Below are 24,198 nucleotides of genomic sequence, written 5' to 3'. Positions count from 1 at the left end.
GCTGGCCGGAGGTTGGCTGGGGAGGTGGAGCACAGCTTAGCGCGTTGAAAAAACTTTACAACAGGGGAGGAAATCAGGGTTAAACTGGCCATGACAAGCGCGGATGTAAAGTATCTGCGCACACCCGAACGCATGACCGGAAGGTGAGATGGATATAGGCGCCCGCCTGCAACTGGTTCGCAAATCCAAGTCCCTGAGCCAGCGCGAGCTGGCCAAACGGGTCGGGGTCACCAACAGCACCATCTCCCTGATCGAACAGAACAAGGTCAGCCCCTCGGTCAGTTCGCTGAAGAAGGTGCTGGACGGGATTCCGATTTCGCTGGCCGACTTCTTCACCCTGGACCTGGGTCACGACTCGCCGGACGGGCCGTTCTACGCCGACGGGGAACTGCCGGACGTGGGCAGCAACGGCATTCATTACTACCTGGTCGGGCAGAAACACCCGCAGCGGCAGATGTGCATCCTGCGCGAAGTCATGCCGCCTGGCAGCGACACCGGCGACACCATGCTGGTCCACGACGGCGAGGAAGGCGGGGTGGTGGTGTCCGGCGAGGTCGAGGTGACGGTCGGCGAACAGGTGCGCGTGCTGCGCGCCGGCGAGGCCTATTATTTCGAAAGCCGGGTGCCGCACCGGTTCCGCAATGTCGGTCAGGGCGAAGCGGTGATCTTCAGCGCCAACACCCCGGCCACGTTCTGAGCCTGCCGATCCTTGCCGGCGGGCAACTTCACGATGGAGCAGCAAGCATGAACGCACCGCGCACCCGCGACAGCTGGCAGGCCCTGGCCGACGGCCTGGACATCCGCACCCAGGCCTTCATCGACGGCCACTACGTCGATGCCGCCTCCGGCAAGACCTTCGACTGCATCAGTCCGATCGACGGCCGTTCGCTCGGCCAGGTCGCCGAATGCGAGGCGGAGGACATCGACCGCGCGGTGGCCTCGGCGCGGCGCAGCTTCGAATCCGGCGCCTGGTCGGAGGCCAAGCCATCGCACCGCAAGAAGATCGTGGCCCGCTTCGCCCAATTGATCGAACAACACGGCGACGAACTGGCGCTGCTGGAATCGCTGGACATGGGCAAGCCGGTCGGTGATGCGCGCAACGTCGACGTGGCCGCCAGCGTCCGCTGCATGGCCTGGACCGGCGAGGCGCTGGACAAGGTCTACGGCGAGGTGGCGCCGACCGGGCCGGACGAACTGGGTCTGGTCACCCGCGAGTCGCTGGGCGTGGTCGGCGCCATCGTGCCGTGGAATTTCCCGCTGCTGATGGCGATCTGGAAGCTGGCGCCGGCGCTGGCCACCGGCAATTCGGTGGTGCTCAAGCCGTCGGAGAAATCGCCGCTGACCGCGATCCGACTGGCCGAGATCGCCATCAAGGCCGGCATGCCGCCGGGCGTGCTGAATGTGGTGCCCGGCTTCGGCAAGGGCGCCGGCGAGCCGCTGGCCCTGCACATGGACGTGGACGGGCTGGTGTTCACCGGCTCCACCGCGGTCGGCAAGCACCTGCTGCAGTGTTCCGGTCGCTCCAACATGAAGCGCGCGTACATGGAGTGCGGCGGCAAGAGCCCCAACATCGTGTTCGCCGACGCGCCCGACCTGGGCAAGGCGGCCGAGGCCGCGGCGATGGGCATCTTCTACAACCAGGGCGAAGTGTGTACGGCGGCGTCGCGGCTGCTGGTACAGCGTTCGGTCAAGGATGAATTCGTCGCCGCCGTGGTCGAGGCTGGCCGGCGCATGCACCCGCGGCACCCGCTGGAGCCGGGTGCGCCGATGGGCGCGCTGGTGGACGAAGGCCAGACCGCGCGCGTGCTTGGCTACATCGAGAAGGGCGTCAGCGAAGGCGCGAAACTGGTGCTGGGCGGCAAGCGCGCCGACGTGGTGGCCGGTGGTTGCTACGTCGAGCCGACCGTGTTCGACGAGGTCGAGCATGGGCACACGATCAGCCGCGAGGAAATCTTCGGCCCGGTGCTGTCGGTGATCGGCTTCGACGACGAGGCCGAAGCGTTGCGGCTGGCCAACGACACCGAATTCGGTCTGGCTGCCGGGGTGTGGACGCGCGACATCAGCCGCGCGCACCGGGTGGCGCGCAAGCTGCGCGCCGGCAGCGTGTGGGTCAACTACTGGGACGGCGGCGACATGACCGCCCCGTTCGGCGGCTACAAGCAATCCGGCAACGGCCGCGACAAGTCGCTGCACGCCTTCGAGAAATACACCGAGGTCAAGGCGACCTGGATCAATCTGGATGCGTGAGGAATGGATTCAGGCGTCCAGTCTTACCGACACTCTGTAGGAGCGGCGTAAGCCGCGATAGGATGCTCACTCGTATGTCCAACAGCGCATAGGTTGGGGTGAGCTTGCGAACCCCAACACACGGGGAGATGATGTCTCCGATATGGAATATCGGCGAAGCCATCAGCCAGGAGGCACGTACTTCTTCACGGTTAATTTGGCTGATCGTTCACGCACGTTGCTGACGGATCACGTCGATGTGCTGCGGGCCGTAACGCGCAGAGTGAAGCAGGCGCATCCGTTCGATATTCTTGCGTGGGTGGTATTGCCGGAACATTTGCATGCCGTGTGGACCTTGCCTGAAGGCGATGGCGATTGTGCGACCCGCTGGATGCTGATCAAGGCAGGCTTTTCAAGAAGGCTACCGAAGGACGAGTGGATTCGCGCCTCACGTCGTCGCAAGGGAGAGCGGGGGATATGGCAGAGACGGTTCTGGGAACACTTGGTCGTGGACGAGGATGATTTGCAGCGGCACGTGGATTACGTGCATATCAATCCGGTGAAGCATGGCCATGTGTCCAGAGCGTCGGATTGGCAGTACAGTTCGATACATCGATATATCCGACAGGGATTGATGTCGGAAGATTGGGCGGCCGGTATGACGGATGGTTTTGAAGCTGGCGAGCGGAAATAATGTTGCGTACAGGAGCAACCGGTGCCGGTGAGTGAGAAGTGTTGGGGTTCGTAGGCTCACCCCAACCTATGTGCTGTAAAGCTTAGGTTGGAGCAAGCTTGCGAACTCCAGTCTATGTATCCTTCGTGATGACGCCGATTCGCGACACTTGGTGATCGGGTGACTAGAGCGCAGAAGTGAAAATCATCTTCACCAAAGGCAGTGGAAAGAATGACCGCATGTCGATCTTCCGTGATGGTAAGGAAGAGGTCATCGATTGCCCAAAGCAGAAGATCATTCCGCATGACATGGTGCATTACGCTGTCGAAAGCACCTTGCACAAGCATGGCTTTCTTGGCCGCGTCCGTGATGGGGAAGCTGCCAGCTTCCAGGTGGTGTCGGAGTCGGAAAGCGATGGTGTGGAGCGCTTGGTGGAAGTGTTTCAGGGTGATGCCTGGTCAGGCGGCGACAGTTCCCCAAAAGACATGATCGATCTGTACCGGGTGACTTGCCGTGCCCGCGAATGCCCGCCCTTACCTGTCAGTCCCGAGGATATTCTTGCCGTACGCGAGCGGATTGAAGCATTGGATCAGCATTGGCGGGGATTGTCCGTAGGAGAGTCCGTGACTCTGGAGTTCTGATCATCCTTCTGCGACGTCCTGCCCCCAACCTGTACGCCTCATCGCGGCTTGCGCTGCCCCTACAGGGGGCGGGTGCGGTCGGCGCGGGGGAGCATGAAGAGGAAGGCGGCGCCGCGGCCGGGCAGGTCGAGCAGTTCCAGCCGGCTGCCGTGCAGTTGCAATATCTGCTGCACGATGCGCAGGCCGAGGCCGCCGTCGGGGCGGCTGCTGTTCGGTAGCGTTGCATCGTCGTCATCGGCGCGGCGGAACAGGCGTTCGCGAAGATCGGCCGGGATGCCCGGTCCACTGTCGCTGACCTGCACTTCCACCCCGTGTTCGCGCGCGGCCAGGGCAATGGTGATGTCGCCACCGGCCGGTACGTGCCGCAATGCATTGTCGATCAGGTTGGTCAGTACCCGTTCCACCAGGCCGAGGTCGGCATGCACGGCCGGCAGCGGCGGAACCGCATCGGCCTTCAGCGTGACCTGACGCGAGCCGGCATCCAGCTCGAATTTCTGCAACACGTCCTGCACCAGGTCGGTGACGGCGAAGTCGGCCCATTCCGGCTGCACGAAACCCTGTTCCAGCCGCGCCAGTTCGAACAGCGAACGCGCCAGCGTGCCGACCTTGCGGCTCTGGTCCAGGGCGATGCCCAGATAGCGGCGACGTTCGTCCGGCGCCAGCGTGGCGTCCTTCAGCAGCAGGGTTTCCAGATAGCCGTGCAGCGAAGACAGCGGCGTGCGCAGATCGTGCGAGATGTTGGCGAGGAATTCGCGGCGCTCGCGGTCCTGCCGGGTCAATGCGCGCCATTGTTCGCCCAGTCGCACGGTCATCTGGTGGAAGGCGCGGCGCAGCACCGAGATTTCATCGTTGCTGCCGCCAGCGACTTCGTCGGTCGGCGGCGGCACCGGCTCACCGGCGGCGTCGAAGCGGCGCACTTCGTCGGTGAGCTTGCGCAACGGGTGGGTGATCAGGGCGAACGCGGTCAGGCCGGCGAACAGGCACAGCAGGGCGACCAGGCCGATCGACCACAGCGCCAGGTCCAGCGCCGCGCTGGTCGCGCCGCGCACGGCGAAACGGTCGTGCGCCTGGCCGAGCAGGACCACGTAGACATAGCCGCGGTCGCGGCCGTCCACTTGCAGCGGCGCGGCGCTGAACACCTTGCGGCCACCGGCGCTGCGCGGGTCGTCGCCGAGGATCGGCAATGCCGCGCCGTCGATGAAGCGATGCACGGGGGCAAGATCGACGCGGTCGCGGCGCAGGCTGCCGGCCGGCGCGGCGTGGCCGGTGATGCGGCCATCGTCGTCGAGCAGATAGACCTCGACGCTGGGATTGACCGCCATCAACTGGCCGAACAGACGCTCGACCGCGTTCGGCATCAGACCGTTGGCATCCATCAGTTGGGTATGGCCGGCGATGTGCTCGGCCAGCCCGCGCGACAGTCCTTGCACGACTTCCTGCTCGTGGATGCGGGTGGCGCGCAGTTGCAGCCAGGCCGAGGTGCCGCTGCACACCAGCAGCAGGGCGGCGAATACCAGCGACAGTTTTCGGGTCAGGTCCAGCTTCATGCGCCGCTACCCTGTTGCGAGGCGAAGCGGTAGCCGCTGCCCCAGACGGTCAGGATCCGCGCCGGTTGCGCCGGATCGTCCTCGATCCGCGAACGCAGCCGGTTGATGTGGGTATTGACGGTGTGTTCGTAGCCTTCGTGGTTGTGGCCCCAGACCGCGTCCAGCAGTTGCATGCGCGAGAACACCTGGTCGGGGTGGCGGACGAAGAAGTGCAGCAGGTCGAATTCGCGCGGCGGCAGATCCAGCGGTTGCCCGCGCAGGCTGGCCTGGCGCGCGACCGGGTCGATGGCGACGTCGTGGCATTCCAGCACCCCGGCGTCGATTCGCGCCTCGCGCGCCAGCGCATCGACGCGGCGGAACAGCGCCTTGACCCGCGCGACCAGTTCCAGCACCGAGAACGGCTTGGCCAGGTAATCGTCCGCGCCCAGTTCCAGGCCGAGGATGCGGTGGGTCTCGCTGGCGCGTGCGCTGATGATGACGATCGGCAGGTAGCGGTTGCGCTCGCGCGCCTGGCGGCAGATGTCCAGCCCGGACACGCCGGGCAGCATCAGGTCCAACACCAGCGCGTCCCAGTCCTCCTGCTGCAGCCGGCGCAGCGCATCGCCGCCATGGTCGCAATGGACCACGTCGTAGTGTTCCTCGCGCAGGTGCATGGCCAGCAGCTCGGCGATGTGGGCATCGTCTTCCACCAGCAGGATGCGTCGGGACGCTTCGTTCGGCACGGTATGGAACATCCGGGAAACCTGAATGGATACATTGTGCCGGAGCCACGGCGGCCGTTTGTCACGGAATGTTTAAACCTGCGTGAGGACTTGGGGAACCGTGCCGGGCTAGTCTGCGCCCATCCGGAACGGGCCGGAGCCGAACGAGGTGGACACGATGAGCAGCCGAAGGGATTTCCTGATCGCGACGGGCGGCAGTGCAGCCGCGCTGCTGGGCGGCGCCGGCCTGCTGCGGTTGGCGGTACGCGCGCCCGAGGCGCAGGCACGCGAGGCCGAGACCTTCGAGATCAGCTACAGCGATGCCGAATGGAAGCGCCGGCTGAGCCCGATGCAGTACTACGTGCTGCGCGAGCACGGCACCGAACGGCCGTTTTCCAGCCCGCTGAACGACGAGCACCGCGGCGGCGTGTTCGCCTGTGCCGGCTGCGCGCTGCCGCTGTTTTCCTCGCGCACCAAGTTCGACAGTGGCACCGGCTGGCCCAGCTTCTGGCAGCCGCTGGAGAACGCGGTCGGCACGCGCAGCGACCGCAGCCTGGGCATGGTCCGCACCGAAGTGCATTGCCGTCGCTGCGGCGGCCATCTCGGCCACGTGTTCAATGACGGTCCGCGACCGACCGGCCTGCGCTACTGCATGAACGGCGCAGCGATGAGTTTCCATCCGCAGCCGGCGCTGGTCTGAGCGCCGCCGCGGTTCCGTTCCCGATCACGAGGAAGCGACATGCTGTTGTTCCTGCTGGCTTATCTGGGTGGCGTGCTGACCATCCTCAGCCCCTGCATCCTGCCGGTGCTGCCGTTCGTGTTTTCCGGCGCCGGGCAGCCGTTCTGGCGCAGCAGCCTGCCGCTGCTGGCCGGCATGGTCGCGACCTTCGCCCTGGTCGCCACGTTGGCCGCGGTCGGCGGCGGCTGGGTGGTGGCGGCCAACCAGTACGGACGCTGGATTGCGCTGGCGCTGGTGGCGGTGTTCGGCCTGAGCCTGCTGTTCCCGTCGCTGGCCACGCGCTTGTCGCGCCCGCTGGTCCGGGTCGGCAACCGCATCTACGGCAAGGCGCAGGCGCAGGGCGGGATCGGGCCGGGCGCCTCGTTCCTGCTCGGCATCGCCACCGGCCTGCTGTGGGCGCCGTGCGCCGGGCCGATCCTGGGCCTGGTGCTGACCGGCGCGGCGGTGAAGGGCGCCAGCGCAGATTCGACCCTGCTGCTGCTGGCTTACGGGCTGGGCGCGGCGACCTCGCTGGCGCTGGCCTTGCTGCTGGGCGGCAAGGTGTTCGAGGCGATGAAGCGCTCGCTGGGCGTGGGTGAATGGATCCGCCGTGGCCTCGGCGCGGCGATGCTGCTGGGCGCGCTGGCGATCGCCTTCGGTCTGGACACCGGCGTGCTGGCGCGCATCTCCACCGCCTCGACCGGCGGACTGGAGCAGTCGCTGGTCGAGAAGCTTGGCGGGCGTTCCGATCAGGTGGCCGGAATGGCGCGGATGAGCGACCCGGAATCGCTGGGCGACGAGGGTGCGATGCCGCCGTTGGACGGTGTGGTGCAGTGGCTCAATTCGCCACCGCTGGACGCCGCCGCGCTGCGCGGCAAGGTGGTGCTGGTCGATTTCTGGACCTATTCGTGCATCAACTGCCTGCGCAGCCTGCCGTACGTGAAGGCATGGGAGGCCAAGTACCGCGAGCAGGGGCTGGTGGTGATCGGCGTGCACACGCCGGAGTTCGCCTTCGAGCGCGACGTGGACAACGTGCACAAGGCGCTGCGCGATCTGGGCATCGACTATCCGGTGGCGATCGACAACGACTATGCGGTGTGGAAGGCGTTCGACAACCACTACTGGCCGGCGCACTACTTCATCGATGCGCAGGGTCGCATCCGCTACCACCATTTCGGCGAAGGCAAGTACGACGAATCCGAGCGGGTGATCCGCCAGCTGCTGCGCGAAGCCGGCGCGTCCGGGCTGGACGATGCGCCGATGGCGACGGTGCGCGCCGACGGCGTGCAGCAGGCGGCGGACTTCGACAAGGTGCGCTCGAGCGAAACCTACCTGGGCTACCGGCGCGCGCAGAACTTCGCCTCCGGGCCGGTCGCGCGCGACACCGCAGTCGACTACGCGCTGCCGGCGCAGTTGGCGTTGAACGACTGGGGGCTGGGCGGCCGCTGGCAGGTCGAATCCGAGCGTGCGGTGGACGCGGGCGCGGGTGGCCGGATCGCCTTCCGTTTCCAGGCCCGCGACCTGCACCTGGTGCTGGGTCCGGGCGCGGACGGCACGCCGGTGCGTTTCCGCGTGCGCATCGACGGCCAGGCGCCGGGTGCGGCGGCCGGGGTCGACGTGGACGCCGACGGCAACGGTACGGTGACCGAACAACGCCTCTATCAATTGCTGCGGCAACCGGGCGAGATCGGCGAGCGCACGTTCGAGATCGAATTCCTCGACCCCGGCGCGGCGGCCTATGCCTTCACCTTCGGTTGAAGACGGCAACGGACAAGGAGTGTGAATCATGAGCAATGTTTCCACCACGATGACGAGGGGGCGCGGCTGGCGCTATCTGATCGGCGGGCTGATCGCCCTGTCGGCGTTGCTGGTCTGGCAGTGCAGCGGCCACGGCGCCGATCGCGACGACGGCAAGATGGCGGCGACCCCGATGGCGGTGGTGCCGGCGCCGGAACTGGACGAAGCGGTCGGCAAGCCCGGCAACCAGGTGGCGATCTTCGCCGGCGGCTGCTTCTGGGGCGTGCAGGGCGTGTTCCAGCATGTGCGCGGGGTCAAGCAGGTCATGTCCGGTTACGCCGGCGGCAACGCCAGCCATGCACGCTATGAAATGGTCAGCAGCGGCCGCACCGGCCATGCCGAGTCGGTGTACATCACCTACGACCCGGCCGAGGTCAGTTACGGCACCCTGCTGCGGATCTTCTTTGGCGTGGTCCACGACCCGACCGAACTGAACCGGCAGGGGCCGGACGTGGGCACCCAGTACCGGTCGGCGATCTTCCCGACCACGCCGACCCAGAGCCGGGTCGCGCATGCCTACATCGAGCAGCTCGACGCGGCGAAGTATTTTCCGCGCCCGCTGGCGACCAACGTGGAGAAGTACACGGCCTTCTACCCGGCCGAGGACTACCACCAGGACTACATGACCCGGAATCCGCATTCGCCGTACATCATGTTCCACGACGCGCCCAAGCTGCGGCAGCTGCAGAAGGTGTTTCCGCAGTACTACCGCGATGCCCCGGTGCTGGTGAATCCGGCCGGGTGAACCGACGGGCCGAAAGGCGGCGGCGCGGCGAATCTGGCAGAATCGCCCGGTTTCGCACACCGGATGATGCATGACCGCCACGCACGCCGCCCATCCCGCGGGCAACTCGAAGGCTCGGGTGCTGTTCGCCAGCATGATCGGCACCACCATCGAGTTCTTCGATTTCTACATCTACGCCACCGCGGCGGTCATCGTCTTCCCGCACCTGTTCTTCCCCGAGGGCGACGCCGCCTCGGCGACCCTGAAATCCTTCGCCACCTTCGCCCTGGCCTTTATCGCGCGGCCGTTCGGCTCGGCGCTGTTCGGTCATTTCGGCGACCGCGTTGGCCGCAAGGCGACCTTGGTCGCGGCCTTGCTGACGATGGGCATCTCGACGGTGGCGATCGGCCTGTTGCCGACCTACGGGCAGATCGGCATCGCCGCACCGCTGCTGCTGGCGCTGTGCCGGCTGGGGCAGGGCGTGGGCCTGGGCGGCGAATGGGGCGGCGCGGTGCTGCTGGCGACCGAGAACGCGCCGCCGGGCAAGCGCGCCTGGTACGGCATGTTTCCGCAACTCGGCGCGCCGATCGGTTTCCTGTGCTCGACCGGAATCTTCCTGCTGCTGACCGAATTGCTGGACGATGCGCAGTTCATGGCCTGGGGCTGGCGCATCCCGTTCCTGGCCAGCGCGGCGCTGGTGATGGTCGGGCTGTGGGTGCGGCTGAAGATCACCGAGACCCCGGATTTCCAGAAGACCCTGGAGCGCGGCGAACGCGCCAAGCTGCCGATGCTGACGGTGCTGCGCGAACATCCCGGCCTGCTGCTGGCCGGCACCCTGGCGCTGGTCGCCACCTTCGTGCTGTTCTACCTGATGACGGTGTTCTCGCTGAGCTGGGGCACTTCGAAACTGGGCTACGGCCGCGAACACTTCCTGTTGCTGCAGATGGTCGGGGTGCTGTTCTTCGCCGCCACCATCCCGCTGTCGGCGCTGTACGCCGACCGCTACGGGCGTTGGCAGGCGATGGTCGCGGCGACGGTGCTGATCATCCTGTTCGGCTTCGCCTTCGCGCCGCTGTTCGAATCCGGCAGCGACTGGGGCGTGCTCGCCTTCCTCGCCATCGGGCTGGGCGCGATGGGCCTGACCTACGGACCCTGCGGCACCATCCTGTCCGAGCTGTTCCCGACCCGGGTGCGCTATACCGGCGCTTCGCTGGCGTTCAACATGGCCGGCATCATCGGCGCCTCGCCGGCGCCGTACATCGCCACCATGCTGGGCGAGCGGCATGGCCTGGCGTCGGTGGGTTACTACCTGGCCGGGATGGCCGGCCTGACCCTGCTGGCGCTGCTGTTCGTGCCGCGCCGCGGCATTGATTGAGCCCGATTATTTGAACAGCCGCTTCAGCGTGCGGCCCAGCCAGCCGCCTTCCTGGTGGGTGCGGGCGAAGTGGTTGAGGTGCTGCTTGACCGTTTCCGCGTAGGCCTTGTCGTCGCTGCGGATGTGGTTGAACAGCCAGCGCGACAGCATGCCCTTCAGTTCGTCGGTGACGTCCTCGCCGGACTGGAAGCGCATCCGGTATTCGCTGACCCGCTTGGTGAAAATGTCGTGCACGCGTTTGTGTGCGGCATGGAACGGGTAGCCGGCTTCTTCCATCAGCTCTTCCTCGAAGGCGAAGTGCGACAGCGTGTAGTCGATCAGTTCGTCCAGCACCTCGCCAACCAGCACGTTGCCGTGGCCGCCGACCTGCGCGTTGTGCAGCTGGTTGATCATTTCGACGATGCGCTGGTGCTGCCCGTCGATGATCTCGATGCCGGTGTTGAGATTGTCCTGCCAGATAAGCAATGCCATCGGATGTCCCCTGTGGATCGGCGCATGCGGCGCGATGTTCGGCGGGGACTCTAGGTGTCGGGTCGGATGGCGGCATTGATCCAGATCAGAGCGTGCGGTGGATCCGTTGCGTCTCAGGCCGGCAGCGATTGCCGCAGCGTCGCGATGCCATCCCAGGGGTCGCTGCGCAAACGTGACGCACGTCGCAGCGCGCGTGCCATCGGGTAGTCGCCGCCACTGCGGCTGGCGCCCAGTTCGTCCCAGCGCAACGGCATGGCGACCGGTGCGCCGGGACGGGCGCGCAGCGACCAGTTGGCGATGCTGGTTGCGCTGCGGGTATTGCGCAGCCAGTCGATGAAGATGCGACCGGTGCGCAGCCGCTTGCCGGCGCTGGCCACGTAGCGTTGCAGTTGCTCGCGTGCCAGTCCGCGCGCGATGCGTTCGCAGAACGCCTTGGCCTGCATCCAGTCTGGTCCCGGTGCGAATGGCGCGACCACATGCACGCCCTTGCCGCCGCTCAGGCGCACGAAGCTGCGCAGGCCATGTGCTTGCAGCCGGTCGCGGATCAGGCGCGCGCAGGCAACCAGTTCGGTCCACGGCACGCCGGCGCCGGGATCCAGGTCGAAGACCAGTCGGTCCGGGCGATCGGGCGTTGCAGCCGGCGAGCCCCAGGCGTGGAATTCGTACGCGCCCAGCCGGACCAGCTGCAGCAGGCCGCGGACATCGTCGATATACAGGTAGTCGGCGAGATCGCCATCCTTCTCGCGCAGTGGCACGCGATGGACGCGATCGCCCATGCCGGCGCCGGGATGGCGCTGGAAGAAGCATTCGCCGGCGATCCCGTCCGGGCAACGCAGCAGCGACAGCGGGCGCCCGGCGGCTTCCATCAGCAGGCGCGGCGCCACCGCATGGTAATAGCGGGCCACGTCGCCCAGACGAAGGCCGGCATCGGGATAGGCGAGGCGTTCGGGTTTGTCGAAACGCACACCTTCGAGCAGCAGTGGCGGAACCTTTTGCACGCATCTGGCCCGGCATCGTGTGACGCTGCCAGCATAGCGTGGCGACTATGTCGGGCTCACCATAATGCGTCGCGCAGCTTGTACCAGGCCATCGCCGCGACCAGCAGTGGCGTGCGCAGCGCGCGACCGCCGGGGAACGGTTGGTGCGGGATTCTTGCGAACAGGTCCAGCCGCTCGGACTGGCCGCGGATGGCCTCGGCGATCAGCGTGCCGGCCAGCCCGGTGGCGATCAGGCCGTGGCCGGAAAAGCCCTGGGCAAAGTACACGTTGTCGCGCAGTCGGCCCCAGTGCGGGGCGCGGTTCAGCGAAATGTCGATCATGCCGCCCCAGACGTATTCGATCTCCACGTCGTGCAGCTGCGGGAACACTGCGCGCATACGCCGGGTCATGGTGCCGCGCAGGTCCGGCGGCGGCAGGGTGGAATAACTGGCGCGACCGCCGAACAGCAGGCGGTGGTCGCGGCTGAGGCGGAAATAGTCCAGCGCCCAGTTGGTGTCGGCCACCGCCATGTCGTTGCGGATCAGCGCGCGTGCACGTTCCTCGCCCAGCGGCGCGGTGGCGCCGATGTAGGTGCCGACCGGCATGATCCGCGATTCCAGTTCCGGGGCGATGCCGTGCATCAGCGCGTTGCCGGCGATGACGGCGAACTCGCACTGCACTTCGCCGTGCGCGGTCCGCAACACTGGCCGCGCGCCGTGCTGCAGGGCGGTCACCTTCGAGCCCTCGTGGATGCGCACACTGGCGTCCAGCGCCGCGCGGGCCAGACCCAGCGCGTATCGCAGCGGATGCAGGTGGCCGCTTTGCGGGTCGTACATCGCACCCAGGTAGCGGTCGCTGGCCAATTGCTCGCGCAGGCGCTCGCGGTCCCACCACTGCACGGGGTAGTCGTAGCGAGTGTGGAAGTGCTCGATCGCCGCTTCGACTTCGGCCTGCTGGCGCGGCTTGATCGGCACGGTGGCGTGGCCGTCGCGCCAGTCGCAGTCGATGCCGTGGCGCTCGATGCGCCCGCGCAGCCAGCGCAGGCCTTCCAGCGACAGGTCGAACATCTTGCGCGCATCGTCGAAGCCGACCAGCGCCTCCAGCCTGGACTCGCCGCAACCGAAGCCGGCGATGGCCTGGCCGCCGTTGCGGCCGGAGGCGCCCCAGCCGATCCGCTCGGCTTCCAGCACCACCACCTTGTAACCGGCCTCGGCCAGTTCCAGCGCGGCGGCCAGTCCGGCATAGCCGGCGCCGAGCACGCAGACATCGGCGTCGATGCGGCCCTGCAACGCCGGCTGCAACGGCAGTGGCTCGGCGCTGGCGGCGTACCAGCTGGGTGGATAGGGCGCTGGGGTCGCGGTCATACCGAGCGCAGGTACCACGCGTATTCCAGATCGGTGACCTGGACGTAGAAGGTGCGCAGTTCCTTCAGCTTCTGCTGCCCATACACGTGACGGAAACTTTCGCCGAACTGCTCGGCGATGAAGTCGCTGGCCATGAAGTCGTCGATCGCCTCGTGCCAGAACGGGCTGCGGTTCTCCAACTGCTCGTAGGCGTTGCCGACGATCGGTGGGCCGGGGTCGAAACCGTTCTCGATGCCGTGCAGCATGCCGGCGAGCACGGCGGCGGCGACCAGGTAGGGGTTGGCGTCGGCACCGGAGATGCGGTGCTCGACGCGGACGTTGGCCGGGTCGCTGTACGGCACCCGCATCGCCACGCTGCGGTTGTTGAAGCCCCAGCTGTCGTTGAGCGGGACGAAGGCGTTCGGTACGAAGCGCCGGTAGCTGTTGGCATGCGGGGCGAACAGCAGCAGGCAATCGCGCGCGCTGCGCTGCAGGCCGCCGATCGCATGGCGCAGGGCATCGGACGGCGCTTCCGGAGTGCAGGCCAGGATGTTGTCGCCGGCCGCGTCCAGCACGCTGACGTGAATGTGCAGGCCGTTGCCGGCCTGCTCGACGAAGGGCTTGGCCATGAAGCTGGCCTGCAGGCCCTGCTGCTGCGCCACCGCCTTGATCGCGCGCTTCAGGCAGATCGCCTCGTCGCAGGCGAGCAGGGCGTCGTCGCGGTGTTTCAGGTTGATCTCGAACTGGCCGGGCGCGTATTCGGCGACCGCGGTATCGGCGGGGATGCCCTGTGCCATGCAGGCGGTGGCGACCGCGTCGGTGAAACCGCGATAGTCGTCCAGGTCGTCCATGTAGTAGACCTGCGTGCTGCGGTTGCGGCCGCCGGTGTTCGGGTTGATCGGTGGTTGCGGACGGCCGTCGGCGTCGGCCAGGCGGTCGAGCAGGTAGAACTCCAGTTCCACCGCGACGACCGGTTTCAGCCCGCGCTGCGCGTAGCGCTCCAGCACCCGCCGCAGCACTTCGCGCGGATTGGCTTCGAACGGCCGGCCCTGCGCGTCCTCCATGCCCAGCAGCAGTTGCGCCATCGGTCGCGGCGACCACGGCACCGGCCGCAGCGAACCGGGCACCGGGCGGCAGATCCGGTCTTCGTCGCCGATGTCGTAGCCCAGCCCGGTTTCCTCGACGGTATTGCCGGTGATGTCGGTGGCGATCAGCGACATCGGCAGGCAGACGCCGTTGGCGTAGACCTTTTCCAGCGCCTCGCGGGCGATGCGCTTGCCGCGCGGCAGGCCGTTCATGTCGAACAGCAGCAGATCGACCTGCTCGCAGTCGGGCATGCCTTGCAGGGTGGACAGGTCGTCGGCGGCGACGTTGCCGGGGATGGGGGAGGCGGTATCGGAGGCTGGGGTCATGATGGTTTCACGAGGGTTCCGGACGAGCTTAGCAGAGCTTCCGGCTGTCAAGAATACTCAACGTGAAAATCACGGATAACGCGTATTACGCCCGAAAATGGTGCTGCATCGCATCATTAAGGGGCGTCACAAGGCCGAATTCGTGTGACGTGTTGTAAAAATAAAACAGCCGGGTTAACTTCGCCGCAAGTCCCTCGGAGTCGTCTCCATGGCCAGCGCGCCACGGGTCGGTTTGCCCACCGATCGCAAGCTCATCGGCCAGCACCCCTTTCTCGCCACCGGCGAGAAGTACGTGCGCGCGGTGGTCGATGGCGCCGGCGCGCTGCCGCTGCTGCTGCCGGCCCTGCAACCCGGACTGCCGTTGCGCGAGTTGCTGGAACCGCTGGACGGACTGCTGCTGACCGGCGCGGTCAGCAACATCGAGCCGCATCACTATTCCGACGAGCCCAGCTACGAAGGCAACCTGCACGATCCGGCGCGCGACGCCAACACGTTGCCGCTGATTTCGCTGGCATTGGAACTGGGTTTGCCGGTGCTGGCGGTCTGTCGCGGCTTCCAGGAAGTGAACGTGGCCTTGGGCGGCAGCCTGCACCAGAAGGTGCACGAGGTGCCCGGCTTCATGGATCATCGCGAAAACCCCGACGCGCCGCTGGAACAGCAGTACGCGCCGGCACATACGGTGACGCTGAACCCGGGCGGCATCCTCGCCGGCATCGCCGGCACGCCGTCGGTGCAGGTCAACTCGCTGCACGGACAGGGCGTGGCCCGGCTGGGTCGCGGACTGAAGGTCGAGGCGGTGGCGCCGGACGGGCTGATCGAAGGCTTCCGCCATGCCGGCGACGGCTTCCTGCTCGGCGTGCAGTGGCACCCCGAGTGGCAGGTCACCGAAAACCCCTTCTATCTGGGCATCTTCCGCGCCTTCGGCGACGCTTGCCGGGCCTACGCCCGTCGGCGTGCGGCGGGCGAGGGCACGGTGTCCGGTCAATGCAACGCAACCGAGGACGCGATCGCGTGAGCCAGCGCCAATCCCATCGCAAGAGCACGCCCGAGCAGACCGAAAGCGCGCTGCGGCGCTGGCTGAAGGAACGCAACATCACCGAGGTCGAATGCCTGGTGCCGGACATCACCGGCAACGCGCGCGGCAAGATCATCCCGGCCGACAAGTTCAGCCACGACTACGGCACCCGCCTGCCCGAGGGCATCTTCGCCACCACCGTCACCGGCGAATATCCGGAGGACTACTACGAGCTGACTTCGCCGTCGGACTCGGACATGTTCCTGCGCCCGGACGCCGACACCGTGCGGATGGTGCCGTGGGCGACCGACCCGACTGCGCAGGTAATCCACGATTGCCTGACCAAGGACGGCAAGCCGCACGAACTGGCGCCGCGCAATGTGCTGCGGCGGGTGCTCAACGCCTACGAGGACCTCGACCTGCGCCCGGTGGTGGCGCCGGAGCTGGAATTCTTCCTGGTACAGAAGAACACCGATCCGGATTTCCCGCTGCTGCCGCCGGCCGGCCGCTCCGGCCGCCCGGAGACGGCGCGGCAGTCGTATTCGATCGACGCGGTCAACGAGTTCGACCCGATCCTCGACCTGATGTACGACTACTGCGATGCGATGGAACTGGACGTGGACACGTTGATCCACGAATCCGGCGCGGCGCAGCTGGAAGTCAACTTCATCCATTCCGACGCGATGTCGCGCGCCGACCAGGTGTTCCTGTTCAAGCGCACCATGCGCGAGGCGGCGCTGCGCCACGGCGTCTACGCCACCTTTCTGGCCAAGCCGATGGAGAACGAGCCGGGCAGTTCGATGCACATCCACCAGAGCGTGGTGGAGACCAGGAAGGGCCGCAACGTGTTCGCCGGCAAGAGCGACGATAAGCCCAGCCCGATGTTCTTCCACTATCTGGCCGGATTGCAGAAGTACGGGCCGATGGCGATGGCGTTCTTCGCCCCCAACGTCAACTCCTACCGCCGGCTGATGTTCGGCGAGGTCTCGCCGAAGAACGTGCACTGGGGTTACGACAACCGCACTTGCGGCCTGCGCGTGCCGATGGATACGCGCGAGAACACCCGTGTCGAAAGCCGTTTTGCCGGTTCCGACGCCAATCCCTACCTGGCGATGGCCGCGACCCTGGCCTGCGGCCTGCTCGGCATCCGCGAGAAGCTCAAGCCGACCCCGCCGCTGACCGCCAGCGCGCAGGACAGCGGTTTCGACCTGCCGCGCTCGCTGGGCGAGGCGCTGGACGCGCTGGCCGAAAGCAACCCGTTGCAGACCCTGCTGGGGCCGCGTTTCGTTCGCGCCTACGTCTCGGTCAAGCGCAAGGAATACGAAACCTTCTTCCGTGTCATCAGTTCGTGGGAACGTGAGTTCCTGCTGCTCAACGTGTGAAATCCCGCAGGGGCGGATGCGCTCCGCGACCGGTCCGTGCGGCGGGCCAGGTCGCGGACGGCGACGTCCCGGCAATGCAATCCGAGGAGAATCCATGCAACACCCCGATACGACCGCGCTGCAGCGGCTGGATGCCGCCCATCATCTGCATCCGTTCAACGACAATGCGGCGCTGGCCGAGCGTGGTACCCGCATCCTGACCCGCGGCGAAGGCTGCTACGTCTGGGACGCCGACGGCAACCAGCTGCTGGACGCCTTCGCCGGGCTGTGGTGCGTCAACATCGGCTACGGCCGCAAGGAGCTGGGCGAGGCGGCGTCGCGGCAGATGACCGAGCTGGCCTACTACAACAGCTTCTTCCAGTGCACCACCGAGCCGACCATCCGGCTGGCGGCCAAGCTGGCGGAACTGGCGCCGGGCGACATCAACCACGCCTTCTTCATGAACTCCGGTTCGGAGGCCAACGACACCATCCTGCGCCTGGTGCGGCATTTCTGGGCGGTGCAGGACCAGCCGCAGAAGAACATCTTCATCGGCCGCCACGACGGCTACCACGGCACCACCATCGGCGGTGCCAGCCTCGGCGGCATGAAGGGCATGCACAAGCAGGGCGGGTTGCCGATCCCGGACATCCACCACATCGATCCGCCGTTCTGGTTCGCCGATGGTGGCGACCTGTCGCCGGACGAGTACGGCCTGGTCGCGGCGCGGCGGCTGGAGGACAAGATCCTGCAGCTGGGGCCGGAGCGGGTGGCGGCCTTCATCGGCGAGCCGATCATGGGCGCGATCGGCGTGTACATCCCGCCGCAGACCTATTGGCCGGAGATCGAGCGCATCTGCCGCAAGTACGACGTGCTGCTGATCGCCGACGAGGTGATCTGCGGCTTCGGCCGCACCGGCGAGTGGTTCGGTTCGCAATACTTCGGCTTTCAGCCAGACATCATGCCGGTGGCCAAGGGCATCACCTCGGGTTACATCCCGCTGGGTGCGGCGATGTTCAACGACCGCGTCGCCAAGGTGCTGAAGGAACAGGGCGGCGAACTGGCCCACGGCGCCACCTATTCCGGCCACCCGGTCTGCGCGGCGGTGGCGCTGGAGAACATCCGCATCCTGCAGGAAGAGCACATCGTCGAGCGTGCCCGCGACGAAGTGGCGCCCTACCTGGCGCAGCGCTGGGCCGAGCTGGGCGAGCATCGTCTGGTCGGCGAGGCGCGCATCGCCGGCATGGTCGGCGCGCTGGAATTGGTCCCCGACAAGGGCCGGCGTGCATTCTTCGAGGATCGGGGTAAAGTGGGATCGCTGTGCCGCGACCTGGCCCTGCGGAATGGATTGATCCTGCGGGCGACCTACGATTCGATGCTGCTTTCGCCGCCCTTGATCCTGACCCGGGACCAGGTCGACGAACTGTTCGGGAAGATCTGGAAGTCGCTCGACGAAACGGCCGCAGAGCTGGGCAAGTAGTTCGGAAGGGGGCGGCAGGTGCAAGGCGGGTTCCGGCTCGGCGGGATCCGGGTTCCTATCAACAATGCCCTTCGGGCCATGTGGAGAGTGCGATGAAACTGCGAATCCTGGGAATGATGGTGGCCGCCTGTACCCTGGCGGCCTGTGGTGGCGGCGGCGGAGAAGGTGGCGCGGCGGCGGACAAGGTCGTCAATGTCTACAACTGGTCCGACTACATCGCCGACGACACCAACTCGAACTTCGAGGCGGCGACCGGCATCAAGGTCACCTACGACGTGTTCGACAGCAACGAAGTGCTGGAGACCAAGCTGCTGGCCGGTTCCAGTGGCTATGACGTGGTGGTACCGACGCTGAACTTCCTCGGCCGGCAGATCCAGGCCGGCGTGTTCCTGCCGCTGGACCGCAGCAAGATCCCCAACTACGCCAACCTCGATCCCGAGTTCATGCAGAAGCTCGAGAGCCAGGACCCGGGCAACCAGTACGCGGTGCCGTACATGTGGGGCACCACCGGCATCGGCTACAACGTCGGCAAGGTCAAGGCCGCCTTCGGCAGCACCGACATCACCGACACCCTGGACCTGGTGTTCAAGCCGGAGAACATCTCCAAGCTGAAGGACTGTGGCGTGACCCTACTGGACACCCCCAGCGAAATCATCCCGATCGCACTGAATTATCTTGGCGAAGACCCGAACAGCACCGACCCGGCGGTGATCGACAAGGCGGCCGCGCTGTTGAAGACGATCCGCCCGTACATCACCAACTTCCATTCCTCGCAGTACATCGACGCGCTGGCCAACGGTGACACCTGTCTGGTGCTGGGCTGGTCGGGCGATATCATCCAGGCCCGCGACCGCGCCGCCGAGGCCGAGAACGGCGTCGACATCGCCTACTCGATCCCGCAGGAAGGCGCGCCGCTGTGGTTCGACATGCTGGCCATTCCCAAGGACGCCAAGCACGTCGACGAGGCTTACGCCTACATCAACTACCTGCTGGACCCGCAGGTGATGGCCAACAACTCCGACTACATCAGCTATCCGAACGCGGTGACCGCGGCCAAGGAGCTGATGGATCCGGAAATCACCGGCGACCCGACCATCTATCCGCCGCCGGAAGTCGCGGCCAAGCTGTTCACCTTCGCGATCATCCCGCCGGAGGTCAACGAGCAGTACACCCGGATCTGGACCGACCTGAAGACCGGGAAGTAAGCGGACAGATAGACCGTGGCCGGCGGGCACGCCGCCGGCCATGCGGCGCTCCACCCCTTGCAAGACTTGCGGGGCAACGATGCCGGAGTGAGTGTTCCGGGATTCGCTGGGCCCCATCGCTGGATCCGATCCCGAGGGCACGACATGACGCAGGAACAGGCAGGTGCGGTAAAGGAAGCTGACAAGTACGTCAACATCGTCGACGTGCGCAAGGAGTTCGGCAATTTCGTCGCCGTCGAGGACACCAACCTGTCGATCCGCAAGGGCGAGATCTTCGCCCTGCTCGGCGGGTCCGGCTGCGGCAAATCGACCCTGCTGCGTTGCCTGGGCGGTTTCGAGACGCCGAGCTCGGGCAAGATCTTCGTCGACGGCCAGGAAATGAACGGCCTGCCGCCGTACGAGCGGCCGATCAACATGATGTTCCAGTCCTATGCGCTGTTCCCGCACATGACGGTGGAACAGAACATCGCCTTCGGCCTGAAGCAGATGAAGATGGCCAAGCCGGCGATCGCCAAGCGGGTCGAGGAGATGCTCAGCCTGACCCATCTCAACGCGCTGGCCAAGCGCAAGCCGCACCAGCTGTCCGGCGGTCAGCAGCAGCGGGTGGCCTTGGCGCGGTCGCTGGCAATGGGCCCCAAGCTGCTGCTGCTGGACGAGCCGATGGGTGCGCTGGACAAGAAGTTGCGCACGCAGATGCAGCTGGAACTGGTGGGGATCATCGAGACCTCCGGCGTGACCTGCGTGATGGTCACCCACGACCAGGAAGAGGCCATGACCATGGCCACCCGGATCGCGCTGATGGACACCGGGCGGATCCGTCAGGTCGGCACCCCCGACGAGATCTACGAATCGCCGACCAGCCGCTTCGCCGCCGAATTCATCGGCTCGGTCAACATGGTCGAAGGCAAGGTGAAGGACGACCAGGCCGAATACGTGACCATCGAATCCGAGGCGCTGTCGACCCTGGTCTACGTCGGCCACGGCATCTCCGGCTACGAAGGCCAGGAAGTCGGCTTCGGCGTGCGCCCGGAGAAGGTCTGGATCAGCAAGGAGGAGCCCGACCAGAAGTACAACAAGGCGCACGGCAAGATCGAGGACATCGCCTATTTCGGCAGCCACTCGGTGTTCCATGTGCGCCTGCCCAGCGGCTACAAGATGATGGCCAACTTCGCCAACCAGGAGCGCTGGGCCAGCGAGGGCATGACCTGGGGCGACGAGGTGTGGCTGTCCTGGGGCGACAACGAAGGGGTGGTGCTGACCTCATGAACATCGCCAAATTGAAGAAGCTGCTGCCGGGGCCGCGCTGGGGCGTGATCGCCGTCCCTTACCTGTGGATGCTGGTGTTCTTCGCGGTGCCGTTCCTGATCGTGTTGCGAATCTCGTTCTCGATGCGCGACCAGGGCCGCTCGCCGCCGTATTCGCCGGTGGTGGAATACATCGAGAACGCGGTGACGCTGAAGCTCAACCTGAGCCACTACATCACCCTGATCACCGACTCGCTGTATGTGCAGGCCTACGCCAGCTCGATCTGGATCGCCGCGGTATCGACCCTGCTGGCGTTGCTGATCGGCTATCCGATCGCCTACGTGATCTCGCGGATGTCGCCGTCGGCGCGCAACGTGGCGATGATGCTGGTGGTGCTGCCGTCGTGGACGTCGTTCCTGATTCGCGTGTACGCCTGGATCGGCATCCTCAAGAACAACGGCCTGCTCAACAACCTGCTGATCAAGCTGCACATCATCGACGAGCCGCTGAAGATCCTGTACACGCCGATCGCGGCCTATATCGGCATCGTGTACTGCTACCTGCCGTTCATGATCCTGCCGCTGTACACCAACCTGATCAAGCACGACAACCGCCTGCTGGAGGCGGCCTACGACCTCGGCGCCAAGCCGTGGCAGGCGTTCATGAAGATCACCCTGCCGCTGTCGCGCGCCGGCATCATCGCCGGCTGCATGCTGGTGATGATCCCCGCGGTCGGCGAGTACGTCATCCCGGAGATGCTCGGCGGTCCCGATACGCTGATGATCGGACGCCAGCTGGTCAACGACTTCTTCACCGCGACCGACTGGCCGCGCGCTTCGGCGGTGGCGGTGACCATGCTGCTGCTGCTGCTGGTGCCGATCCTGATCTTCAACCGCGTGCAACAGCGCGAGATCGAAGGGAGGCTGACATGAACGCGCTGCGCAAGCACGGATTCACCTGGCTGGTCTTGGCGCTCGGTTTCGGCTTCCTGTACCTGCCGATCCTGATCCTGATGGTGTATTCGTTCAACGAGAGCCGGCTGGCCACGGTATGGTCGGGGTTCTCGGTGAAATGGTATGGCGAACTGTTCCGCGATCGGTCGATGCTGCAGGCGGCCTGGCTCAGCCTGAAGGTGGCGTTCTGGACCGCGACTATGGCGGTGGTGCTGGGTACCTTGGCCTCGCTGGTGATGACACGGATGCGGCGCTTCCCCAGCAAGTCGGTGTTCGGCGCCCTGATCACCGCGCCGCTGGTGATGCCGGACGTGATCCTCGGCCTGTCGATGCTGCTGCTGTTCGTGTCGATGGGCGACGTGATCGGCGCGCTGGGCCTGGGCGAATTCCAGGCCAAGGGCGTGATGTCGATCTGGATCGCCCACGTCACCTTCACCATCGCCTTCGTCACCGTGGTGATCTCCTCGCGCATGACCGAACTGGACAAGTCGCTGGAAGAGGCGGCGATGGACTTGGGCGCGAACCGGATCAAGGTGTTCTTCCAGATCACCCTGCCGATCATCGCCCCGGCGCTGATGTCGGGCTGGCTGCTGGCGTTCACCCTGTCGCTGGACGATGTGGTGGTGGCCAGCTTCGTGTCCGGCCCCGGCTCGACCACGCTGCCGATCAAGGTGTTCTCGTCGGTGCGTCGCGGCCTGAACCCGGAAATCAACGCGCTGGCGACCATCATGGTGCTGTTGGTATCGGTGGTGGTGGTGGCTGGCTGGTGGTGGATGCAGCGGGCCGAGAAGCGTCGTCAGCTCGACATGCAGATGGCGTTGCAGGAGAACGGCTGAGCCGGAGCGATGGCAAACGCTGTCGCCCCGGTCCCGTCGGTCGCTGCGGAATAGCAATGAACCCGGAGGACGCGTGCGGCAACGCGCGCGCATGAAGCATGAGCGTGGAAACCGTCAATCCCCATACCGGTCTGAGCGAATACCGCCACGAGCTGAAGGCCGCGACCGAGGTCGAAGCGCGCCTGGCCGCTGCTGCCGCCGCCTTCCCTGCCTGGGCGGCGTTGCCGTTGCAGACGCGCGGCGAGCACGTGCGATGCGCTGGCGCCGAACTGCGCCGGCGGCGCGACGACATCCAGCGGGTGATGACCGCCGAGATGGGCAAGCTGCGCCGCGAGGCGCTGGCCGAGGTGGAGAAGTGCGCCGGCGCCTGCGACTACTACGCCGAGCATGCGGCCGATTACCTGCGCGATACCCCGATCGCGACGGAGGCCGCATCCAGCTACGTGTGTTACGAGCCGATCGGCTGCGTGATGGCGGTGATGCCGTGGAATTTCCCGATCTGGCAGGTGTTCCGTTTCCTGGCTCCGGCGCTGATGGCCGGCAACGTCTCGGTGCTCAAGCACGCCAGCAACGTGCCGCGCTGCGCCGACATCATCCAGGAAGTGCTGGATGCGGCCGGCCTGCCGCCGGGGGTGTTCTCGGTGCTGCACATCGACAATGCGCAGGCGGCCGAAGTGTTGCGCGATGCACGGGTGGCGGCGGTGACCCTGACCGGCAGCGAACGCGCGGGTCGCTCGATCGCCGCCAACGCCGGCGACCAGCTGAAGAAATGCGTGATGGAGCTGGGCGGCAGCGACGCCTTCGTGGTGCTGGACGACGCCGATCTGGACATGGTGGTACCGGCCGCGGTGAAGTCGCGCTTCGACAACGCCGGCCAGACCTGCATCGCGGCCAAGCGTTTCGTCGTCACCGCCGGCATCGCCGACGCCTTCGTCGAACGTTTCGTCCAGGCCGCCTCGCAGCTGCGGCTGGGCGACCCCGCCGACGAGGCCACCACGCTGGCGCCGATGGCCCGCCAGGATCTGCGCGACGAACTGCATCGCCAGGTCGAGGCCAGCATCGCCGCCGGCGCGGTGCCGCTGCTGGGGTGCCGGCCGGACGACTCGCACGCCGGCTATCCGGCCTCGATCCTCGATGCGGTCGCGCCGGGGATGCCGGCCTACGGCGAGGAACTGTTCGGGCCGGTGGCCAGCATCCTGCGTGTGGCCGATGAAGCCGAGGCGGTGCAGGTGGCCAACGACACGAGCTTCGGCCTCGGCGGCAGCGTGTGGACCGCCGATGCGCAGGCCGGCGAGCGGGTGGCGCGGCAGCTGCAGTGCGGCGCGGCCTTCGTCAACGGCATCGTGCGCAGCGACGTGCGGCTGCCGTTCGGCGGCAGCAAGCGTTCCGGTTTCGGCCGCGAGCTGGCCGAGCACGGCATCCACGAGTTCATGAACATCAAGACCATCTACGTAGCCTGACGACTGCGACCCGTCGGGGGCGGTTCGCGGCGGCGGTC

22 protein-coding genes are annotated in these 24,198 nt (G+C 66.3%); 16 read left to right on the top strand and 6 right to left on the bottom strand.

Annotation, left to right across the window (positions count from 1 at the left end):
- The first annotated feature begins 148 nt into the window (after positions 1-148).
- The 4 genes from CSC70_RS11255 to CSC70_RS11240 all read left to right on the top strand — a co-directional run bounded on the left by CSC70_RS11255 (position 149) and on the right by CSC70_RS11240 (position 3,540).
- Complete coding sequence (locus tag CSC70_RS11255; RefSeq protein ID WP_162456719.1) at positions 149-697, top strand: cupin domain-containing protein; 549 nt, start codon at positions 149-151, stop codon at positions 695-697.
- Between the two features lie 47 nt (positions 698-744).
- Positions 745-2,247 (top strand): aldehyde dehydrogenase, encoded by a 1,503-nt coding sequence (locus tag CSC70_RS11250; protein ID WP_162456718.1) that lies wholly within the window; start codon positions 745-747, stop codon positions 2,245-2,247.
- Positions 2,248-2,389: 142 nt separating this feature from the next.
- Positions 2,390-2,920: an REP-associated tyrosine transposase gene (locus CSC70_RS11245; RefSeq protein ID WP_162456717.1), complete on the top strand. Its 531-nt coding sequence runs from the start codon at positions 2,390-2,392 to the stop codon at positions 2,918-2,920.
- A 176-nt stretch (positions 2,921-3,096) separates the two neighbouring features.
- Complete coding sequence (locus CSC70_RS11240) at positions 3,097-3,540, top strand: hypothetical protein (RefSeq protein WP_162456716.1); 444 nt, start codon at positions 3,097-3,099, stop codon at positions 3,538-3,540.
- A 59-nt stretch (positions 3,541-3,599) separates the two neighbouring features.
- Here CSC70_RS11240 and CSC70_RS11235 read toward each other — a convergent pair whose 3' ends face one another.
- A complete protein-coding gene (locus CSC70_RS11235) occupies positions 3,600-5,087 on the bottom strand; it encodes a sensor histidine kinase (RefSeq protein WP_162456715.1) in 1,488 nt (495 codons plus the stop codon).
- Positions 5,084-5,821, bottom strand: a complete 738-nt coding sequence (locus tag CSC70_RS11230; RefSeq protein ID WP_162456714.1) for a response regulator transcription factor — start codon at positions 5,819-5,821, stop codon at positions 5,084-5,086. Before CSC70_RS11230 ends, CSC70_RS11235 begins: the two co-directional genes overlap by 4 nt.
- A gap of 145 nt (positions 5,822-5,966) precedes the next feature.
- On the opposite strand from CSC70_RS11230, the gene msrB reads away from it, so the two are divergent.
- The 4 genes from msrB (at position 5,967) to CSC70_RS11210 (ending at position 10,402) form a co-directional block, all read left to right on the top strand.
- Entirely contained in the window at positions 5,967-6,488 is a 522-nt protein-coding gene (gene msrB, locus CSC70_RS11225; RefSeq protein ID WP_162456713.1) for a peptide-methionine (R)-S-oxide reductase MsrB, read from the top strand.
- Positions 6,489-6,527: 39 nt separating this feature from the next.
- Complete coding sequence (locus CSC70_RS11220; protein ID WP_162456712.1) at positions 6,528-8,264, top strand: cytochrome c biogenesis protein DipZ; 1,737 nt, start codon at positions 6,528-6,530, stop codon at positions 8,262-8,264.
- Between the two features lie 28 nt (positions 8,265-8,292).
- Positions 8,293-9,048 (top strand): peptide-methionine (S)-S-oxide reductase MsrA, encoded by a 756-nt coding sequence (gene msrA, locus CSC70_RS11215; protein WP_162456711.1) that lies wholly within the window; start codon positions 8,293-8,295, stop codon positions 9,046-9,048.
- Between the two features lie 70 nt (positions 9,049-9,118).
- On the top strand, positions 9,119-10,402 hold the full coding sequence (locus tag CSC70_RS11210; RefSeq protein ID WP_162456710.1) for an MFS transporter: 1,284 nt from the start codon (positions 9,119-9,121) through the stop codon (positions 10,400-10,402).
- A gap of 6 nt (positions 10,403-10,408) precedes the next feature.
- On the opposite strand, the gene CSC70_RS11205 is transcribed toward CSC70_RS11210, so the two are convergent.
- The 4 genes from CSC70_RS11205 to CSC70_RS11190 form a co-directional block, all read right to left on the bottom strand.
- Positions 10,409-10,873: a bacteriohemerythrin gene (locus CSC70_RS11205; RefSeq protein WP_162456709.1), complete on the bottom strand. Its 465-nt coding sequence runs from the start codon at positions 10,871-10,873 to the stop codon at positions 10,409-10,411.
- A 113-nt stretch (positions 10,874-10,986) separates the two neighbouring features.
- On the bottom strand, positions 10,987-11,871 hold the full coding sequence (gene ligD, locus CSC70_RS11200; protein WP_162456708.1) for a non-homologous end-joining DNA ligase: 885 nt from the start codon (positions 11,869-11,871) through the stop codon (positions 10,987-10,989).
- Between the two features lie 56 nt (positions 11,872-11,927).
- Complete coding sequence (locus CSC70_RS11195; RefSeq protein WP_162456707.1) at positions 11,928-13,214, bottom strand: NAD(P)/FAD-dependent oxidoreductase; 1,287 nt, start codon at positions 13,212-13,214, stop codon at positions 11,928-11,930.
- Positions 13,211-14,605, bottom strand: coding sequence for a glutamine synthetase family protein (locus CSC70_RS11190; RefSeq protein WP_162456706.1), 1,395 nt, complete (start codon positions 14,603-14,605; stop codon positions 13,211-13,213). The genes CSC70_RS11195 and CSC70_RS11190 overlap by 4 nt, the downstream gene beginning before the upstream one ends.
- 208 nt (positions 14,606-14,813) lie before the next feature.
- On the opposite strand from CSC70_RS11190, the gene CSC70_RS11185 reads away from it, so the two are divergent.
- The 8 genes from CSC70_RS11185 (at position 14,814) to CSC70_RS11150 (ending at position 24,160) form a co-directional block, all read left to right on the top strand.
- Positions 14,814-15,620, top strand: a complete 807-nt coding sequence (locus CSC70_RS11185) for a gamma-glutamyl-gamma-aminobutyrate hydrolase family protein (protein WP_162456705.1) — start codon at positions 14,814-14,816, stop codon at positions 15,618-15,620.
- Entirely contained in the window at positions 15,617-17,002 is a 1,386-nt protein-coding gene (locus tag CSC70_RS11180) for a glutamine synthetase family protein (protein WP_246189407.1), read from the top strand. The genes CSC70_RS11185 and CSC70_RS11180 overlap by 4 nt, the downstream gene beginning before the upstream one ends.
- A gap of 94 nt (positions 17,003-17,096) precedes the next feature.
- Positions 17,097-18,461 carry an aspartate aminotransferase family protein gene (locus tag CSC70_RS11175; RefSeq protein WP_162456703.1) on the top strand — a complete coding sequence of 455 codons (1,365 nt, stop codon included), beginning with the start codon at positions 17,097-17,099 and terminating at the stop codon, positions 18,459-18,461.
- A 92-nt stretch (positions 18,462-18,553) separates the two neighbouring features.
- A complete protein-coding gene (locus tag CSC70_RS11170; RefSeq protein ID WP_162456702.1) occupies positions 18,554-19,666 on the top strand; it encodes a polyamine ABC transporter substrate-binding protein in 1,113 nt (370 codons plus the stop codon).
- Between the two features lie 144 nt (positions 19,667-19,810).
- Complete coding sequence (locus tag CSC70_RS11165) at positions 19,811-20,932, top strand: ABC transporter ATP-binding protein (RefSeq protein ID WP_162456701.1); 1,122 nt, start codon at positions 19,811-19,813, stop codon at positions 20,930-20,932.
- Positions 20,929-21,843 carry an ABC transporter permease subunit gene (locus tag CSC70_RS11160; protein ID WP_425501576.1) on the top strand — a complete coding sequence of 305 codons (915 nt, stop codon included), beginning with the start codon at positions 20,929-20,931 and terminating at the stop codon, positions 21,841-21,843. The genes CSC70_RS11165 and CSC70_RS11160 overlap by 4 nt, the downstream gene beginning before the upstream one ends.
- The gene (locus CSC70_RS11155; RefSeq protein WP_162456700.1) at positions 21,840-22,700 is read left to right on the top strand and encodes an ABC transporter permease subunit; all 861 of its coding nucleotides are present in this window, start codon (positions 21,840-21,842) and stop codon (positions 22,698-22,700) included. Before CSC70_RS11160 ends, CSC70_RS11155 begins: the two co-directional genes overlap by 4 nt.
- A 98-nt stretch (positions 22,701-22,798) precedes the next feature.
- Positions 22,799-24,160 (top strand): NAD-dependent succinate-semialdehyde dehydrogenase, encoded by a 1,362-nt coding sequence (locus tag CSC70_RS11150; protein WP_162456699.1) that lies wholly within the window; start codon positions 22,799-22,801, stop codon positions 24,158-24,160.
- The last annotated feature ends 38 nt before the right edge of the window (positions 24,161-24,198 follow it).

This window comes from Pseudoxanthomonas kalamensis DSM 18571, from assembly GCF_010211745.1.
Classification (GTDB): domain Bacteria; phylum Pseudomonadota; class Gammaproteobacteria; order Xanthomonadales; family Xanthomonadaceae; genus Pseudoxanthomonas_A; species Pseudoxanthomonas_A kalamensis.
This window is presented reverse-complemented; position numbering and strand designations above follow the sequence as displayed.